Raw genomic sequence first — 17,284 nt, 5'->3', positions numbered from 1 at the left:
TCATAAAAATTCCGTATAGAGGTCATCTACGACTAGCTACTGCATAGCGCATGACGATTGCGCCAACTAATGGTTAAGCAGACAGAGTACATCACTATAAGAACAGATTATGAACAAGAAAGACAACAAAGTTACTCCGAAAGATTGCGGTGAACCCGTCGGTGTAAAATAGTAAGGTTATTGCGATAATTTGTATTATCACGAGAGGACAGTTCGAAAAACGCATATGCGTCTATAAAGCAAAAAACCCCACTTCATTTGAGGTGGGGTTTTGGAATCTGGTCGGCGAGAGAGGATTCGAACCTCCGACCCACTGGTCCCAAACCAGTTGCGCTACCAAGCTGCGCTACTCGCCGAAAACGGTGTGAATCATACTGTTGCGAGCTCTCGCCGTCAACCCATTTTTCACTAAATTTGTTTGCATGATGATAAAACCATCAACTTGATGTGGTTTTTTAATCAATCCACCAATTTAGAGAGTCATAAGCGCTCACAAGTCTAACTTAATGAGCGCTTATCCGCATTGATGTGGTGATATGAACCATGCCTACCACCAACTCGTAACCACTTATTGCAGTAAAGAAATATCGGCTACTTTCAGGAACAGCTCACGCAATTGGCTCAGTAGAGTCAGACGGTTAATACGTACAGCCTCATCTTCGTCCATCACCATGACATCGACAAAGAATGCATCAACAACTTCACGTAGTGATGCTAACTCAACCAATGCATCTTGATAGTTACGCTCAGCGAACATTGGCTCTAGTTTTTCTTGTAATACAACAAGATGAGTAGCCAACTTCACTTCCTGTGGTGCTTTGAGCACAGATGCCAACACTTTATCAGCCAGTTTTTCATTCGACTTGCTCAAAATGTTAGACACACGTTTATTCGCTGCGGCCAATGCTTCCGCATCTTCTAATGTACGGAAGTGAGTTACCGCTTTTACTCGCGCATCAAAATCTGCGGGTGAGGTTGGGCGACGTGCCAACACAGCTTGAATAGTGTCAATGCTGTAGCCAAGCTCTTGATACCAAGAACGGAAGCGACCAAGCATAAATTCAACAACGTCATTAACCACATTCTTGTTCGTGAGCTTATCACCGTAAAGACGTACTGCTTCTTCTGTCATTTCAACCAGATCAAGCTGATAGCCTTTTTCTACGATAATACGCAAAACACCGAGTGCGGCACGACGTAATGCGAATGGATCTTTATCACCTTTCGGATGCTGCCCAATGCCGAAAATACCCGCTAAGGTATCCATTTTCTCTGCTAAGGCGAGTGCCGCAGAAACATCGGTAGAAGGGAGTTCATCACCGGCAAAGCGTGGTTGATATTGTTCTTTCAGTGCTAATGCGACATCTTCTGACTCACCATCGTGACGTGCATAATGCATACCCATTACGCCTTGAGTATCTGTAAACTCAAACACCATGTTAGTCATAAGGTCACATTTCGCCAATAAACCAGCACGTGTTGCATGATTGACATCAGCACCAATCTTAGCAGCAATCCAACCGGATAATGCTTCTAAGCGCTCGGTTTTATCACGTAATGTCCCTAACTGTTGTTGGAACAGCACGGTCTCTAAACGCGGTAAGTTATCTTCAAGACGTTGTTTACGGTCGGTTTTAAAGAAGAACTCAGCATCTGCCAAACGAGGACGCACAACTTTCTCGTTACCTGAAATAATTTGTTGTGGGTCTGAAGACTCGATATTTGCCACGAAAATGAAATTCGGCATTAATTTGCCTTCATTATCATAAACAGGGAAATATTTTTGGTCCCCTTTCATGGTATACACCAATGCTTCAGCAGGCACTTCTAAGAACTTTTCTTCAAATTTTGCGGTCAGTACAACTGGCCATTCAACCAATGAAGCAACTTCTTCTAATAAACTGTCTGTTAAATCCGCTTTACCCCCTAAAGCAAGTGCCGCTTTTTCAGCATCCGCTTTAATAACCGCTTTACGCTCGGCGTAGTCCGCAATAACCTTACCGCGCTCACGCAAGATCTCAGGATATTGGTCAGCACTGTCAATGGTAAACTCCGCTTCACCCATAAAACGGTGACCACGGATTGTACGACCACTTTTGATCCCCAGCACTTCCCCTTCAACAACATCGCTACCTAGCAATAATGTGACGGTATGAACAGGGCGAACAAAATGGGTTTCTTTATCCCCCCAACGCATCAGTTTAGGAATAGGTAATTTAGCCAAAGAGCGAGCCACCATATCCACTAATAATTCGCTAACGGCAACGCCTTTGACTTGAGCACGATAAAGGAGCCACTCACCTTTATCTGTTTTTAAACGCTCAGCTTGGTCAACGGTAATACCACAACCACGCGCCCAACCTTCAGCGGCTTTAGTTGGCTGACCTGCTGCATCGAAAGCCGCAGAAATCGCTGGACCACGCTTTTCAACTTCACGGTCAGGTGAAGCATTGGCCAGATCTGCAACCTTTAACGCTAAACGGCGAGGAGCTGCAAACCAGCTAATCTCACCGTGTGCAATATCTGCACTATCCAATTCTGTCGTAAAGTTTGCCGCAAATGATTCAGCTAATGAACGAAGAGCCTTCGGCGGTAACTCTTCTGTGCCGATTTCCACTAGGAAAGTCTGTTGAGTCATGACAGCCTCTTAATTCTTGTGACACATAGGGAATCCGAGCGCCTCGCGAGAAGCATAATAAGCTTCGGCGACCCCTTTTGTCAGGGTACGGATACGTAAAATATAACGTTGACGCTCTGTCACTGAGATTGCTTTACGTGCATCCAGTAAGTTGAACGTATGAGCCGCTTTTAGAATGCGCTCATAAGCAGGAAGCGGTAGTGGCGTTTCCAATGACAGAAGGTGCTGAGCTTCTTTTTCATACTCTTCAAAGCATTTGAAAAGAAAGTCCACGTTGGCATATTCAAAGTTATAAGTTGACTGTTCAACTTCATTCTGGTGATAGATATCACCATAGGTTGTTTTGCCTAGCGGGCCATCACACCAAACGAGATCATAAACACTATCAACCCCTTGAATGTACATGGCAAGGCGTTCAAGACCATAAGTAATTTCGCCCGTAACAGGCTTACACTCGAGACCGCCAACTTGTTGGAAGTAAGTAAATTGCGTGACTTCCATCCCGTTTAGCCACACTTCCCAACCAAGGCCCCATGCACCTAATGTTGGGTTTTCCCAGTTATCTTCAACAAACCGAATATCATGAACTGTTGGGTCAATTCCTAACTCTTTCAAAGAGCCGAGATAAAGCTCTTGAATATTGTCAGGCGAAGGTTTGATGATCACTTGAAATTGATAGTAATGCTGAAGACGGTTTGGGTTTTCGCCATAACGGCCATCGGTTGGACGACGGGAAGGCTGAACATAAGCCGCTGCAATTGGCTCAGGCCCTAACGCGCGCAAGCACGTCATTGGATGAGATGTTCCGGCGCCGACTTCCATGTCCAATGGTTGAACAATGGTACAGCCTTGACGCGCCCAGTAATCCTGTAGTGTCAGGATAAGACCTTGGAAGGTTTTGGTATCAAACTTTTGCATGTTAGATCCGCACGCGATACATATGATTTAAATGAAAGTATGTCAGTATACCCTTTGACCGCCAGATATACAGCACTGAATCTACGTCTATTTAGCCTATAAATAAAAAAACTTTACTTTCTCTCTTTAAAACTGGATATTTATCCAGTATAAATGAGCAACATTCTGCCCTAAACCGCTAGCCAATCCCCAAAAGGAGATCGTATGGATTCATCACTAACTCGCTGCCGATGGGTCAATCAAGACCCTGAATATATTGCATACCACGATAATGAATGGGGAAAGCCAACGAAAGATAATCTACAGTTATTTGAAATGATCTGCTTAGAAGGCCAGCAAGCAGGGCTGTCTTGGTACACTATATTAAAAAAACGCCAAGGTTACCGAGAATTATTTTATCAATTTGATCCCAGCCGAATTGCCATCATGAATGAAGAAGATGTTGAGCGTTTAATGCAAGATACTCGCATTATTCGTAACCGCGCCAAAATTAATGCGATCATTGCTAATGCTAAAGCCTACTTACAAATGATGGAAAATGGAGAAGACTTTTCCACTTTCCTCTGGCAATTCGTCAACAATACCCCCATTGTCAACCAGTGGCAGTGCCATTCTCAAGTTCCCGCCGAAACAGAACTTTCAAAAACACTCTCGAAGGCGCTTAAAAAACGAGGCTTTAAGTTTGTTGGCGCGATTACTTGCTATGCCTTTATGCAAGCGACTGGCATGATTAATGACCATTTAGTGGGATGCCATCAATATAAATAAATTAGAACTAAGCGGCGCTAGCTTCTTCATCAAAAGCAATATTCACTATACTTTAACTAATTTTAACATATGTTAAACTTATAAATAATAAATACTTGGTTATTTATCTGGAAGAGGGGTCACTTTCAGCTGTTGAACTCTCTTGTCGAGCGGAGTATGTTTTAAATTCCATTAACAAACTACTTAACATATGTGAATAAATGAGATGATATTTTCTAAATTCGGTAATAAGTTCGCTCAGAATTCAGGGATTTCAACCTTAATGAAAGACTTGAACGACGGTCTGAGAACCCCAGGTGCAATTATGCTCGGTGGCGGTAATCCTGCGCATATTCCAGAAATGGATGAGTATTTCCAAACTTTATTGTCAGAAATGTGTGCTAACGGCAAATTAACTGAGACTTTGTGCAATTATGATGGTCCACAAGGTAAAGATGCCATGTTGAAAGCGCTAGCAGCAACTCTAAAAGCGAAACTCGGCTGGAATATTAGTGCAAAAAATATCGCGCTATCCAATGGTAGCCAAAGTGCGTTTTTCTATCTATTTAACTTGCTTGCTGGTCGTTTTGAAGATGGTATCACGCGTAAGGTCCTATTTCCGCTAGCACCAGAGTATGTGGGTTATGCTGACTCTGGTTTAGATGATGATTTGTTTGTCGCAAATAAGCCTCAGATTGAATATTTACCCAATGGTCAATTTAAGTATCGCGTTGATTTCAATACATTGGAAATCACGGATGATATTGGTGTCATTTGCGTCTCTCGTCCAACAAACCCAACGGGTAACGTGATCACCGACGAAGAAGTTGAACATCTTGATCAATTAGCCAAACAACACAATATCCCCTTATTGATTGATAATGCATACGGCGTACCTTTCCCTGACATTATCTTCAGTGAAGCAACCCCTTTTTGGAATGACAATGTCATTCTCTGTATGAGCCTATCAAAACTTGGCTTACCGGGAACACGTTGTGGGATCATTATCGCTAATGAAGAAATCATCAACGCTGTCAGTAATATGAATGGCATTATTAGTTTAGCACCAGGTGGTGTTGGACCAGCGCTAGCGTTAGAAATGCTGCAACGTGATGAGCTGATTTCTCTATCTAAAAATGTTATCGGTCCTTTTTACCAACAACGTGTCAAAGACGTGATTCAAATCATTCGTCGTTACATACCTGAAGATAGGTGTTTGATTCATAAACCTGAAGGCGCTATTTTCTTGTGGCTTTGGTTTAAAGACCTACCGATTACAAGTTTAGAGCTCTATCAGCGACTGAAAAAACGCGGTGTTTTGATGGTTCCAGGCCATTACTTCTTCCCTGGGCTTGAGGAAAACTGGCCTCATGCTCACCAATGTATGCGTATGAACTATGTACCTGAGCCGGAGAAAATTGAGAAGGGTATCGCTATTTTGGCTGAAGAATTAGAACTAGCTTATCAAACAGTTGAGTGCTAATACGCAAAAGTTAAATAAAAAAATAGCCCTTTTATTGAAGATAAAAGGGCTGAAAAAATTAGCGAGAACTCCGTAATCAAGTATTACATTACGAATATCATTCAACGATATTAAAGCACCTTTTGAATAAGTTCATTGCTTGAATAAGCACCATTTTTACCTCTATATACTCTCATACCCTATTTCTTCACAATCAGACTTAAGATTTTAAATAGTTCGTTATGTCACATCGCCCAAAATAAAATCGCCAGTAATTGCGGGGAAATGATACGTAAAAACATCGCTAAGGGATAAACTGTCGCATAAGAAAGTGCGGGCGCTCCACTTGTTGGATGAATATTATTCGCAAATGCTAGCGCTGGTGGATCCGTCATTGAACCCGCTAGCACACCACACAGACTGAGATAGTTCATTTTGCCAAAAATTCGAGCCACAAGACCGGTAATAAATAAAGGTACAAAAGTAATCAACAAGCCATAGCCAATCCATGTCAATCCGTCACCTTTAACTAAAGTGTCAATGAAGCCACCACCGGAATTCAGCCCCACAACGGCAAGGAACATCACGATACCAAGCTCGCGCAATGCAAGGTTCGCACTTGGAGGCATAAACCAATATAAACGCCCTATTGTCCCAATACGCCCTAAAATCAGTGCGATAACTAATGGGCCTCCTGCTAAACCAAGTTTTAATGCCGCGGGAAACCCCGGTATAAAGAGCGGTATTGACCCCAAGACCACACCAAGGCCGATCCCGATGAATACAGGCAGCATTTGTACTTGCTGTAATTTATGTTTTGCATTACCGAGTAGAGCACTAACCGCCTCGATAGACTCAGGACGCCCGACTATATTGAGGATGTCACCAAACTGGAGAATCGTATTGTTATTAGCCACAAGCTCAACACCAGCGCGGTTCAATCGTGTTACCACGACATCATATTTCTGTTTTAAATTAAGGTCGCGTAGGCGTTTGCTGAGTACTGCATCATTTGTCACAACCACCCGCACTGAGTGCAAGACGGAACTTGATGTCGATAAGGAAGCATCAACTTCTTCCCCTAAGATTAAACGTACTTTATTCAGATCTTCTTTCTGCCCAACAACATGCAGTAAATCACCTAACTGAATTTCTGTTGTGGGTTGAGGCACCATCAGCATTTCACCTCTTTTCAGCCTTGAGCAAACAATCTCTTCACTTCCCAATAGCGGGATATCTTGCATCATGAGACCATCAAGGTTGGTGTTGCGAACAGCGATATTCATTGTTTGTAACGTTTCTCGTTGATGCATATTTTGATTGCTAAACGCAGACGCTTCTTTATCAACAGCAATCCTAAAAATGATACGTATCAACCACATCACAAGTAAAATACCGCAGATCCCCATAGGGTATGCCATCGCATATCCCATCCCCATTTGGCCGACTAAAGCAGGATCTGAACCTAAGTCAGTCAATATTTGCTGACCCGCACCTAATGAAGGCGTGTTCGTTACCGCACCTGAAAAAATACCTAAAATAATCGGTAAAGGGATATCGGCTAATTGGTAAATAATCGCCGTCACCACAGCACCCAGAACAACGATTAATAAGGCAAAACCATTCAGTTTTAATCCCGATACGCGTAGCGATGAGAAGAATCCAGGCCCAACCTGAATCCCAATTGTGTAAACGAATAGAATCAATCCAAATTCTTGGATGAAATGCAGCATGTGGGCATTTAGTTGTAAATCATAGCTTTGCGCAAAATGACCCACAATAATACCGCCAAATAATACCCCTCCTATACCAAGCCCAACATTACGGATTTTCCAATTACCTATCCATAAACCTAATGCAGCCGCTAACGCCAACAAACTCACAGTAAGAGCTAATTCACTCATAGACCGCTATCCTTTTGACGAACCGTCACTTACAAAACGTAACTTGAAAGGTGGTAAAACATACAACTGAATCGATTATGTCAAATAAAAACAAAGTAATATGTGCATTAGCCCACAGTTCAAAAGGAATTACATTTTGTTCAGGACACCTTTGATCAGCAATTCACTTAGTTAGGAAATAGTGACTTATATTTGTTAACTTTTCTTACAAATGAGGATATTGGTTTAAATCTTTATCTACACTTATAATACAAAAATAACGATTTGTATTATGCTCTGATTGTTAATTTTGCATTTTTAGCTATTATTGACTCAGGAAACAATAATAAATTTAAAGGGTAGGTTAAATAAATTATATGGCTGGGTTATTACTAACGCGAATATTGATCTGTACTCCTCTTCTTTTCTTAACTGGTTGTTCCAGTATTATGACTCATGCTGGTCCTTCGGATGGTTATTACCCCGGTTCTAAAAACAGTTTAGAAATGCTTAAAGATGAAAATACGGGCTGGGTAATGCGCCCATTACTGGCGATTGACCTACCTTTTACCGCCATTATGGACACCCTATTAATCCCTCTTGATTACGTAAAATCAGACAGTAACCCTGAAGAGAGTTCACCTAAAAAGCGTATTGAAGCATTAGACAAACAAACTAATACGACATTGAACCATAATCAAATTCATTCAGAGAATAATCTAGAATAATGTATTCAAATAACGAGTATTATTGTTTTGGTGATGACCTCTTTATTTATATAATTAGTTAAATAAATCATCTAATTAATACTATTTAATAATGATTTAATAAATCGGCCATTCTTATTGACACCGATTGTCGATATATCGAATAACAAAAATAGCTTTATTAAAGATGAATACATGATGAAGAGGCAAAATCACCTCTTCATCTCAAAAACAGATTGCCGTCATCTTTTTGCCAATATCAACCACCCAAGCCCGTTTCTACCGTATAAATCTGTCTAAAACCATCGGCTTCATCACGCATAAAAGCAATCAGACGATCATCCGGTGAGAATACAACTGCATCAGCAACGGGGGAAACGTCACTACGAACCGTTAATCTGTGTAATTCCCCTGAAGTCATATTGCAACGCATCACGCTGTTATCACAAATAAAAGCAATATGCTGCCCTTGGCTATCCCAGCTAAAGGCGGATTGAATTGGCATTCTACTATGCGTAATTTGTGTTAGCGCCCCTGTACAGGTATTCACTAACCACAGCTGAACAATGCCATCATCATCTTTCATCAGGCAAGCAATTGAGCGGCCGTCGGGTGATGAGCGTAACCAGTGTCTAGGGTGTTTAGCTAACCCAGGATATCGGCGCTCATGAGTATATGTCAGCCTTTTTTGCTGAATGTTTTTCGGTGGGAAGGGCATTCGTGACTCAGTACCTTGTAATGGAAATTCACCTTGTTGAGTGAACGCATTTTCGTCGTCAGGCAAATTAACGAGGAAAATTTCTGGGACAATCTCGCCATTAGCAGCATGAGTATCACCAATAAAGGTAATCGCCTTATTTTGCCATTGTCCGTTTTCCATTAGGTAGCCTTTCTGCCCTACCCACCCCTCTTCATAAGCTCGACTAATATCGTCACTTCCAAGGCGAGGCGTAGGTACCGTCTGGGAGATAACACAACAAAAGTATTCGCCATTATACTCACGCTCATGGCCTTTAGGTTCAACGAGTACTTTTTTTATCGGCACAGCTATAGCTACATTTCGTTGGTCTAACCGAACATCAACTTCATGCATCACATGATCATTGTATGTAAAACTTAGCCATTTACTGTCAGGGCTAAAGACATGAACGTGTGTCCCTCCTCTTAATGCCCCAGCGATGTATGGCGGAGTGATACACATCGCATCGATAGAATATGCCGTTCCTAAATGATCATCCCTAACATATACGCCTCTGCGATGGTGAAAATCATATTTCCACTGCTCATTAGGGAATTCCGGCCCATGTATAAAGGCATAACGAGGTGGATTTTCAGCACTGACGGTCACCACTCCAACGTGAGCACCATGATGAGCACGATAAATTTCTATTTGTTTTTGCGTATTAACATGAATTTTTTCTATCGTTAATCCAGTAAACGAACTCGCACTCGGCCGAACATCATAAACTAGCCATTGGCTATCCGCTGTCCAAACATTAATATTTGTAAGTTGATGACTTCGTTTATCATCTGTTATTTGAGTTTCTTTATAAGGCAATTTACTGTTCAATCTGTTATCCTGTGACATCTTTTAATATGGGCTATCGGATTACTTTAACTAATCTATTTTGTAAGGCACTAGAAAAACTCAGTCGAGAATTTCTACAAGTAATATTACCCTTTAGCAATAACTTTAGTGTCGAATAGAATCATCATGTTATTAAGTGTTCTTTATATTATTGGTATCACCGCGGAAGCCATGACTGGCGCTCTTGCAGCGGGACGGCGTAAAATGGACGTCTTCGGCGTTATTATTATTGCATCAGCAACTGCGATTGGCGGAGGCTCGGTTCGTGACGTCCTACTTGGCCACTACCCATTAGGCTGGGTACAAAACCCCGAGTATATTCTTACTGTTGCTGGCGCTGCTGTTGTCACCATTTGGATAGCGCCAATGATGAAGCATTTACGACGTTTGTTCCTTATCCTAGATGCAATCGGCTTAATTGTCTTTTCAATTCTTGGCGCCCAAATTGCTCTTGATATGAATTATAGCCCAGTCATAGCTGCAATTGCGGCTGTGATTACGGGGGTATTTGGTGGCGTTCTTCGCGACATGTTATGTAATACCATTCCTCTCGTATTCCAAAAAGAAGTCTATGCGGGCGTCTCATTTGCTGCCGCATGGTTGTATATCGGGCTTTTATACACCCCGCTCCCACAAGATATTGTTGTGATTATTACCTTAATTGCAGGCCTAAGCGCCCGACTTATCGCCATCCGTTATCGTTTAGGCTTACCGATCTTTAACTATGAAAGCCAAGATTAATGATTCATGCCATCACATAATTAAAAGGGTGGCATGTTTTTTATATCGCTAACGATATTAAGTACATTCCGTATTTCAGGTATCAATAGCCATTGATTTCATTTTACCTTGCGCGTTTGCTGAGTGTTGCACATTGAAATCATTCAGAATGGCTTTCTTGCTGAGACAATAAATAGCGACAACTGAAAGCACCATTAATGATATAAAATGCGTTAACCTCAGCGTCAGTCTAAGCCCATTTGCTTTTTGCCTAAATGACATAAACCATTCTTATCATCTTATTTGGTTATCTCAGAACGCTATCATCTTGAAGCGATATTCTTTAATTTACCGTACATTTTCATTGGCTTTGCGAAATATTTCGCAAAAAGTATGCACTTTGTATAAATAGAGAAATATTTTATCGCATCGCTTCGCAATTCATCTATTTATTAAATAAATTGCGCTGTATACTCTAGATGATATGAAAGGTAATAAAGGTAATAAAGGAAGACGTCGCTAAAGGGATAGCTCGTTGGCTATCGATATAATAAATCACTACAGCCATGTCGCAGCGATAAATGAAGAGATAATTTATGCTTTATTGATAACGCTGCATGTTCGCTTAAGTCCGTGTATACTATGTGGGGTTTATTATCATCATTTATGTTTAATCCTCGACTATTCAAGAAACCATCATGATACAAGGCACGTTATATATTGTTTCTGCCCCAAGCGGTGCGGGTAAATCTAGCCTGATCCAGGCGTTGTTGAAAACACAACCGTTGTATGACACGCAAGTTTCTGTCTCTCATACAACACGAGCTGCACGACCTGGTGAAGTTCATGGTGAGCACTATTTCTTTGTCTCTGAAACTGAATTTTTGACGATGGTCGAAAATAATGAATTCTTAGAACATGCTTGTGTATTTGGCAATTACTATGGGACTTCTCGACCTGTTATTGAAGAAGTGCTCAAAAGTGGTGTAGACGTTTTTCTCGATATTGACTGGCAAGGTGCTCAACAAATTCGCGCTACAATGCCTGAAGCCCGTAGTATTTTTATACTACCACCATCAAAAGATGAACTTTATCGCCGCTTACGTGGCCGAGGCCAAGATAGCGATGAGGTCATTGAAAAACGTATGTCACAAGCGGTTGGTGAGATTGAACATTACAATGAGTATGACTATCTCATTGTAAATGATGATTTCAATACTGCATTAAGTGATTTGCAATCTATTATTCGTAGCGAACGTCTAAGATTAGAGCGTCAAATTCAACGACATGGTGCTTTAATCAGCAAATTACTGGCAGACTGAGAATAGTTTCAGTATCATATCAGGTCATTTTTTTATTTCTTTTGGAGTAGCACATTTATGGCACGCGTAACTGTTCAAGACGCAGTAGAAAAAATTGGTAACCGCTTTGACCTCGTACTGGTCGCGGCTCGCAGAGCGCGTCAGTTACAAACTGGCGGTAAAGACCCTCTAGTTCCTGAAGAAAACGATAAATATACTGTTATCGCACTCCGTGAAGTAGAAGAAGGTTTAATCAACGGTCACATACTGGATGTACGTGAGCGTCAAGAGCAGCAGGAACAAGAAGCGGCTGAAATGCAAGCAGTTTCTGCTATAGCTGAAGGTCGTCGCTAATCACTAAGGTGGGTCTGCCTTGTATCTGTTTGAGAGCCTAAATCAAGTAATTCAGAAGTACCTTCCTCCGGAACAGGTTGAATTACTGAAAAAAGCCTATGTTGTCGCCCGGGATGCCCACGAAGGACAAACCCGCTCAAGTGGTGAGCCATATATAACTCACCCAGTTGCTGTGGCCTGTATTCTGGCTCAAATGCGCTTGGATCATGAAACATTGATGGCAGCGCTACTTCATGATGTCATTGAAGATACTCCAGCGACATTTCAGGATATAGAAGAGCTATTTGGCACAACTGTTGCGGGTCTCGTTGAAGGTGTATCTAAACTCGATAAACTAAACTTTCGAGACAAAAAAGAAGCTCAAGCAGAAAACTTTCGCAAAATGATCATGGCGATGGTCAAAGACATTCGCGTCATTTTGATAAAACTGGCAGACCGCACTCATAATATGCGCACCCTAGGCTCATTAAGGCCTGATAAGCGTCGACGTATTGCAAGAGAAACATTGGAAATCTATAGCCCTCTTGCTCATAGATTAGGTATTCATCACATCAAAACTGAGCTAGAAGAGCTTGGGTTTGAAGCCTTATATCCAAACCGTTATCGCGTTATCAAAGAAGTCGTTAAAGCAGCTCGCGGCAACCGTAAAGAGATGATCCAAAAAATCCTCTCTGAAATCGATGGTCGCCTAACCGAAGCGGATATACCTTGCCGAGTCAGTGGCCGCGAAAAACATCTTTATTCTATCTATCGCAAAATGCACCTTAAAGAGCAGCGCTTCCATTCAATTATGGATATTTATGCTTTTAGGGTGATAGTCAAAGATGTCGATACCTGCTATCGCGTATTGGGACAAATGCATAATTTGTACAAGCCGCGCCCAGGCCGTATCAAAGATTATATCGCTATCCCAAAAGCTAACGGCTATCAATCGCTACACACCTCATTAATTGGCCCACACGGTGTTCCTGTCGAAGTACAAATCCGTACAGAAGATATGGATCAAATGGCTGAAATGGGGGTTGCTGCACATTGGGCTTATAAAGAACAAGGCGAGCAAGGCACAACCGCTCAAGTACGTGCTCAACGTTGGATGCAAAGTTTACTTGAGCTACAGCAAAGTGCAGGTAGCTCTTTTGAATTCATCGAGAGCGTTAAATCTGATCTATTCCCCGATGAGATTTATGTCTTTACACCAGAAGGCCGCATTGTTGAACTGCCAACGGGCGCGACACCTGTCGATTTCGCCTATGCCGTGCATACGGATATTGGCCATGCTTGCGTTGGAGCTAGGGTTGATCGTCAGCCTTATCCATTATCTCAAGCCCTCACCAGTGGGCAAACTGTCGAAATTATTACCGCGCCAGGCGCTAGACCAAATGCCGCTTGGCTCAATTTTGTCGTCAGTTCAAAAGCACGCGCTAAAATCCGTCAGTTACTGAAAAACCTCAAGCGTGAAGATTCAATCAACTTAGGTCGCCGCTTATTAAACCACGCTCTTGGCGCAGGTCATAAATTAACGGATGTCCCCCAAGCCAATATTGATCTTGAATTAGCCCGCATGAAGCTCAACTCTATCGACGACTTACTGGCCGAAATAGGTTTAGGAAATGCAATGAGTGTTGTGGTTGCGCGTAATTTACAAAGCAATCCACAAGTTTCCCCAGAGGAAGAGGATGAGCCCGTCATCACAACACGCAATAAGCTGTCCATAAAAGGGGCAGATGGTGTTCTCATCACCTTTGCGAAATGCTGTCGCCCTATCCCTGGCGACCCTATTATCGCTCATATCAGCCCAGGTAAAGGACTCGTGATACACCACGAATCTTGTCGAAACATTCGTGGCTACCAGAAAGAGCCCGATAAATTTATGGCTGTAGAATGGGATAATGATACCGATACTGATTTCATCGCCGAAATCAAAGTCGATATGATTAACCATCAAGGGGCGCTTGCTAATTTAACAGCTGCTATCAATGATGCTAACTCAAGCATTCAGAGTATGAATACTGAAGAAAAAGATGGCCGTGTTTATTGTGCCTTTATCCGCCTAACAACCAAAAACCGGGTTCAGTTAGCAAATGTTATGCGCAAAATTCGGATCATGCCTGATGTATTACGAGTTAGCCGGAACCGTAATTAACTATGAATGAACGCCGCTATCGCCGCATTTGCCAAATGATGGCGATGCGGCAGCCAGACCTCACCATTTGCCTCGAAGAAATTCATAAACCCCATAACGTATCTGCCATCGTACGCAGCGCAGATGCCGTTGGCATCCATCAAATTCATGCTATTTGGCCAGACCAAAAAGTTAAACTTTCCGTTTCTTCTGCCGCAGGAAGCAATAGCTGGGTCAAAGTCATTTCACATCAATCCACTGAAGAGGCTATTTCACAGATAAAATCACAGAACATGCAAGTTCTTGTAACGAACTTATCTGAACAAGCCGTCGATTTCCGTGAAATTGATTATACTCGCCCGACCTGTATTATGATGGGGCAAGAAAAAAAAGGGATCTCTTCAACAGCACTGAAATTAGCCGATCAACACATTATTATTCCAATGGTTGGTATGGTTCAATCCCTGAATGTCTCTGTCGCCTCGGCACTGATTCTCTATGAAGCACAGCGCCAAAGGCAACTTGCTGGTATGTATTCCCGCGAAATAAGCCAACTTTCAGAGCAAGAGCAGCAAGAGTGGCTATTTGATGGCGGCTATCCCGTTCTTGCAGAAGTTGCCAAGCGTAAAGGCTTACCACGGCCTTATATCAATGAACGAGGAGAGATAGAAGCCGATGCGTCTTGGTGGGCACAAATGCAGCTAAGTGAAAAAATGAAAAAACAGCAGCTAGGTTAAGGGAGAAACAATGAACAGTGGCCTACTTGATACGATTTCATTGACCACGCTACATGGCGTTGGGGCTAGCCAATCTGAAAAACTAAGTAAGATAGGGCTAAATACTGTTCAAGATTTATTATTACACCTCCCTCTTCGTTATGAAGATCACACGCGTCTTTACCAAATTCGTGACCTATTGCCAGGTACAACCGCAACTATTTTAGGGGAAGTATTACAAACTAAGGTCGTCTTTGGCCGTAAGCGCATGATGACTAGTCTTATCACCGACGGAACAGGCAACTTAACTCTACGATTTTTCAATTTTTCGGCAGCAATGAAAAATAGCCTTGCAGAAGGTCGCCATGTTATTGCTTATGGCGAGGTGCGTCGTGGCAATACTGGTCCAGAAATCATTCACCCTGAATATAAAGTCTCTCAAGATACGACCAATATTTCTCTCCAAGAGAACCTCACCCCCGTTTATCCCACAACAGAAGGGGTAAGGCAGGCAACACTGAGGAAATTAATTGAGCAAGCGTTAGCGCTATTAGATAACGGGCAGATCAAAGAACTATTACCTGAAGAACTTAGCCGTGGTTTAATCAGCCTTCCTGAGGCAATTCGCTTATTACATACTCCACCACCTAACGTTGCCTTAAGTGAGCTAGAAAAAGGTCAGCATCCCGCTCAAAAACGTTTAATACTCGAAGAGCTTTTAGCACATCATTTAAGTATGTTGGCGATCCGTGCAGGCAATCAACGCCTTTATGCTCAGCCTATGACACTGGACGGCAAACTAAAAAAACAATTTTTAGCCCAGTTACCTTTTTCCCCAACTAACGCTCAAAATCGTGTGGTTGCCGAGATAGAACAAGACCTTGTCAAAGATGCACCGATGATGCGTTTAATTCAAGGGGATGTTGGCTCAGGAAAAACACTCGTTGCCGCATTAGCGGCTTTATCTGCGATTGAAAATGGTCAACAAGTGGCTTTGATGGCACCAACCGAGATTTTGGCTGAGCAACATGCTAATAATTTTAAATTATGGTTTGAACCTCTCGGGATCAATGTGGGTTGGCTTGCTGGCAAGCAAAAAGGTAAAGCGCGCCAGCAGCAGCAAGATGCCATTGCAAATGGTGAGGTGAGCATGGTCATTGGGACTCACGCCCTGTTTCAAGAGCATGTCTCCTTTAAAACTCTTGGTTTGGTTATCATTGATGAGCAACATCGGTTTGGTGTGCATCAACGCCTCGCTTTACGTGAAAAAGGTGAACAACAAGGGTTTCACCCCCACCAATTAATTATGACCGCCACACCGATCCCCAGAACTTTGGCAATGACCGCTTATGCTGATATGGATACCTCTATCATTGATGAGCTGCCTCCTGGGCGAACACCTGTTACGACAGTGGCCATTCCCGATACTCGGCGTAAAGATATTATTGAACGTGTCAGGCAAGCCTGTATTGATGAGGGCCGCCAAGCCTATTGGGTCTGCACTTTAATTGATGATTCTGATGTTTTAGAAGCGCAAGCAGCACAAGCGACGAGCGAAGAGTTATCATTAGCATTGCCCGAATTAAAAGTAGGTCTCGTGCATGGAAGAATGAAACCCGCCGAAAAACAGAGTGTGATGACGGCATTTAAAAATAATGAGATTCAGCTACTAGTTGCAACTACCGTTATCGAAGTGGGTGTTGATGTTCCTAATGCAAGTTTAATGATTATTGATAATCCAGAACGACTAGGGCTAGCTCAATTGCACCAATTACGAGGCCGAGTAGGTCGAGGTGCTATCGCCTCTCACTGTGTACTGCTTTATAAAACACCGTTAACCCATGTCGCCAAACAACGTTTACAAGTATTACGCGACAGTAACGATGGTTTCGTCATTGCTCAAAAAGATCTGGAAATCAGGGGGCCGGGGGAATTATTAGGAACACGCCAAACCGGCAATGCTGAATTTAAGGTCGCTGATTTACTGCGAGATCAGCATATGTTGCCTGAAGTACAACGTATCGCGCGCCATATTCAGCAGAACTATCCTGAAAATGCCAAATTGATTATTGAAAGGTGGCTACCTGAACGCGAGCAATACAGCCAAGCTTAATGCAATCGTAGCACT

General features: G+C 42.4%; 14 protein-coding genes and 1 tRNA gene. 9 read left to right on the top strand and 6 right to left on the bottom strand.

Annotated elements, in window-relative coordinates:
* Positions 1 to 279: 279 nt before the first annotated feature.
* The 3 genes from M1F03_RS01420 to glyQ all read right to left on the bottom strand — a co-directional run bounded on the left by M1F03_RS01420 (position 280) and on the right by glyQ (position 3,556).
* Positions 280 to 356, bottom strand: a tRNA-Pro gene (locus M1F03_RS01420).
* A gap of 212 nt (positions 357 to 568) precedes the next feature.
* A complete protein-coding gene (gene glyS, locus M1F03_RS01415) occupies positions 569 to 2,638 on the bottom strand; it encodes a glycine--tRNA ligase subunit beta (protein ID WP_154624362.1) in 2,070 nt (689 codons plus the stop codon).
* Between the two features lie 9 nt (positions 2,639 to 2,647).
* Positions 2,648 to 3,556, bottom strand: a complete 909-nt coding sequence (gene glyQ, locus M1F03_RS01410) for a glycine--tRNA ligase subunit alpha (protein ID WP_154624361.1) — start codon at positions 3,554 to 3,556, stop codon at positions 2,648 to 2,650.
* 204 nt (positions 3,557 to 3,760) lie between these two features.
* Here glyQ and M1F03_RS01405 point away from each other — a divergent pair, with 204 nt between their 5' ends.
* On the top strand, positions 3,761 to 4,324 hold the full coding sequence (locus M1F03_RS01405; protein WP_154624360.1) for a DNA-3-methyladenine glycosylase I: 564 nt from the start codon (positions 3,761 to 3,763) through the stop codon (positions 4,322 to 4,324).
* Positions 4,325 to 4,529: 205 nt separating this feature from the next.
* Positions 4,530 to 5,786: a valine--pyruvate transaminase gene (locus M1F03_RS01400; RefSeq protein ID WP_318840060.1), complete on the top strand. Its 1,257-nt coding sequence runs from the start codon at positions 4,530 to 4,532 to the stop codon at positions 5,784 to 5,786.
* Between the two features lie 224 nt (positions 5,787 to 6,010).
* Here M1F03_RS01400 and M1F03_RS01395 read toward each other — a convergent pair whose 3' ends face one another.
* Positions 6,011 to 7,669 carry a putative transporter gene (locus tag M1F03_RS01395; RefSeq protein ID WP_163860540.1) on the bottom strand — a complete coding sequence of 553 codons (1,659 nt, stop codon included), beginning with the start codon at positions 7,667 to 7,669 and terminating at the stop codon, positions 6,011 to 6,013.
* Positions 7,670 to 8,025: 356 nt separating this feature from the next.
* Between M1F03_RS01395 and M1F03_RS01390 the strand changes: the two genes are divergently transcribed.
* Positions 8,026 to 8,376: a YceK/YidQ family lipoprotein gene (locus tag M1F03_RS01390; RefSeq protein ID WP_154622813.1), complete on the top strand. Its 351-nt coding sequence runs from the start codon at positions 8,026 to 8,028 to the stop codon at positions 8,374 to 8,376.
* Between the two features lie 238 nt (positions 8,377 to 8,614).
* Here the strand turns inward: M1F03_RS01390 and M1F03_RS01385 are convergent, their stop codons facing one another.
* Positions 8,615 to 9,943, bottom strand: a complete 1,329-nt coding sequence (locus tag M1F03_RS01385; protein WP_251464906.1) for a DUF3748 domain-containing protein — start codon at positions 9,941 to 9,943, stop codon at positions 8,615 to 8,617.
* 126 nt (positions 9,944 to 10,069) lie between these two features.
* Between M1F03_RS01385 and M1F03_RS01380 the strand changes: the two genes are divergently transcribed.
* The gene (locus M1F03_RS01380; RefSeq protein ID WP_154622481.1) at positions 10,070 to 10,684 is read left to right on the top strand and encodes a trimeric intracellular cation channel family protein; all 615 of its coding nucleotides are present in this window, start codon (positions 10,070 to 10,072) and stop codon (positions 10,682 to 10,684) included.
* A 75-nt stretch (positions 10,685 to 10,759) separates the two neighbouring features.
* Here the strand turns inward: M1F03_RS01380 and M1F03_RS01375 are convergent, their stop codons facing one another.
* Positions 10,760 to 10,945: a hypothetical protein gene (locus M1F03_RS01375; protein ID WP_318840059.1), complete on the bottom strand. Its 186-nt coding sequence runs from the start codon at positions 10,943 to 10,945 to the stop codon at positions 10,760 to 10,762.
* Positions 10,946 to 11,361: 416 nt separating this feature from the next.
* Between M1F03_RS01375 and gmk the strand changes: the two genes are divergently transcribed.
* Genes gmk through recG form a run of 5 tightly spaced genes read left to right on the top strand, consistent with a single transcriptional unit; the run spans position 11,362 to position 17,269 of the window.
* The gene (gene gmk, locus M1F03_RS01370; protein ID WP_154622479.1) at positions 11,362 to 11,985 is read left to right on the top strand and encodes a guanylate kinase; all 624 of its coding nucleotides are present in this window, start codon (positions 11,362 to 11,364) and stop codon (positions 11,983 to 11,985) included.
* A gap of 57 nt (positions 11,986 to 12,042) precedes the next feature.
* Positions 12,043 to 12,318: a DNA-directed RNA polymerase subunit omega gene (gene rpoZ, locus M1F03_RS01365; RefSeq protein ID WP_004262665.1), complete on the top strand. Its 276-nt coding sequence runs from the start codon at positions 12,043 to 12,045 to the stop codon at positions 12,316 to 12,318.
* A 19-nt stretch (positions 12,319 to 12,337) separates the two neighbouring features.
* The gene (gene spoT / locus M1F03_RS01360; RefSeq protein WP_154622478.1) at positions 12,338 to 14,461 is read left to right on the top strand and encodes a bifunctional GTP diphosphokinase/guanosine-3',5'-bis pyrophosphate 3'-pyrophosphohydrolase; all 2,124 of its coding nucleotides are present in this window, start codon (positions 12,338 to 12,340) and stop codon (positions 14,459 to 14,461) included.
* 2 nt (positions 14,462 to 14,463) lie between these two features.
* Positions 14,464 to 15,177: a tRNA (guanosine(18)-2'-O)-methyltransferase TrmH gene (trmH, locus tag M1F03_RS01355; RefSeq protein WP_154622477.1), complete on the top strand. Its 714-nt coding sequence runs from the start codon at positions 14,464 to 14,466 to the stop codon at positions 15,175 to 15,177.
* Between the two features lie 10 nt (positions 15,178 to 15,187).
* Positions 15,188 to 17,269: an ATP-dependent DNA helicase RecG gene (recG, locus tag M1F03_RS01350; protein WP_154622476.1), complete on the top strand. Its 2,082-nt coding sequence runs from the start codon at positions 15,188 to 15,190 to the stop codon at positions 17,267 to 17,269.
* The last annotated feature ends 15 nt before the right edge of the window (positions 17,270 to 17,284 follow it).

Source organism: Providencia sp. PROV080 (genome assembly GCF_033688105.1).
Taxonomy (GTDB): domain Bacteria; phylum Pseudomonadota; class Gammaproteobacteria; order Enterobacterales; family Enterobacteriaceae; genus Providencia; species Providencia zhejiangensis.
Note: the sequence above shows the minus strand (reverse complement) of the source record. Positions and strands in the feature narration are given on the sequence as shown.

Coding starts and splice junctions, on each gene's coding strand:
- M1F03_RS01380 (WP_154622481.1), top strand. CDS start 10,070: ATGTTATTAAGTGTTCTTTATATTATTGGTATCACCGCGGAAGCCATG.
- gmk (WP_154622479.1), top strand. CDS start 11,362: ATGATACAAGGCACGTTATATATTGTTTCTGCCCCAAGCGGTGCGGGT.
- M1F03_RS01385 (WP_251464906.1), bottom strand. CDS start 9,943: ATGTCACAGGATAACAGATTGAACAGTAAATTGCCTTATAAAGAAACT.
- glyS (WP_154624362.1), bottom strand. CDS start 2,638: ATGACTCAACAGACTTTCCTAGTGGAAATCGGCACAGAAGAGTTACCG.
- M1F03_RS01390 (WP_154622813.1), top strand. CDS start 8,026: ATGGCTGGGTTATTACTAACGCGAATATTGATCTGTACTCCTCTTCTT.
- M1F03_RS01400 (WP_318840060.1), top strand. CDS start 4,530: ATGATATTTTCTAAATTCGGTAATAAGTTCGCTCAGAATTCAGGGATT.
- glyQ (WP_154624361.1), bottom strand. CDS start 3,556: ATGCAAAAGTTTGATACCAAAACCTTCCAAGGTCTTATCCTGACACTA.
- M1F03_RS01405 (WP_154624360.1), top strand. CDS start 3,761: ATGGATTCATCACTAACTCGCTGCCGATGGGTCAATCAAGACCCTGAA.
- rpoZ (WP_004262665.1), top strand. CDS start 12,043: ATGGCACGCGTAACTGTTCAAGACGCAGTAGAAAAAATTGGTAACCGC.
- M1F03_RS01375 (WP_318840059.1), bottom strand. CDS start 10,945: ATGTCATTTAGGCAAAAAGCAAATGGGCTTAGACTGACGCTGAGGTTA.
- recG (WP_154622476.1), top strand. CDS start 15,188: ATGAACAGTGGCCTACTTGATACGATTTCATTGACCACGCTACATGGC.
- trmH (WP_154622477.1), top strand. CDS start 14,464: ATGAATGAACGCCGCTATCGCCGCATTTGCCAAATGATGGCGATGCGG.
- M1F03_RS01395 (WP_163860540.1), bottom strand. CDS start 7,669: ATGAGTGAATTAGCTCTTACTGTGAGTTTGTTGGCGTTAGCGGCTGCA.